General features: G+C 49.4%; 1 protein-coding gene. It reads left to right on the forward strand.

Annotated features, from left to right (window positions below):
- Positions 1-204 precede the first annotated feature (204 nt).
- Complete coding sequence (gene ibsE, locus ACLO87_RS17030) at positions 205-264, forward strand: type I toxin-antitoxin system toxin IbsE (protein WP_430224376.1); 60 nt, start codon at positions 205-207, stop codon at positions 262-264.
- The last annotated feature ends 250 nt before the right edge of the window (positions 265-514 follow it).

The following is a 514-nucleotide window of genomic DNA, read 5'->3' on the forward strand; positions in this document are numbered from 1 at the left end:
CAGGGGATTTTTTATATCTGCGTTCCGCTAAAATGTGCAAATGCTCAGGTTGTTGCAGCGTTTTGCGTGACGGCTCGGGGAAGGAAAAAGTGCCTCTGGGAAAGCATTGCGCGGGGTCCGGCGCTCATCAACAATCGGGGGGCAGCAAGGGGCTGAAACGGGAAAGCCCCTCCCGAAGAAGGGGCCTTGTATAAGGAAAGGGTTATGATGAAGCTCGTCATCATACTGGTTGTGTTGTTACTGTTAATTTTCCCGACTTACTAACAACTCATCAGAGGGGGGAGAAATCCTCCCTTACCCTTGTTCCTTTACTCTAGGTTGAAAAAACAACAGCGTCAATAGGCCTGCCATGTACGAAGCGAGATCTGTGAACCGCTTTCCGGTTAGCCTTTTTTATCCTGTTGGATCTTCTTGATGATGTTGGTCGTCGAGCAACCGTCTTCAAAGTTGAGCACCAACACTTCGCCACCGTTGGCCCAGACTTCTTTACTCCCGGCAATCTCTTCTGGTTTAT

It is taken from the genome of Paenalcaligenes sp. Me52 (assembly GCF_050487965.1).
Taxonomy (GTDB): domain Bacteria; phylum Pseudomonadota; class Gammaproteobacteria; order Burkholderiales; family Burkholderiaceae_B; genus Paenalcaligenes.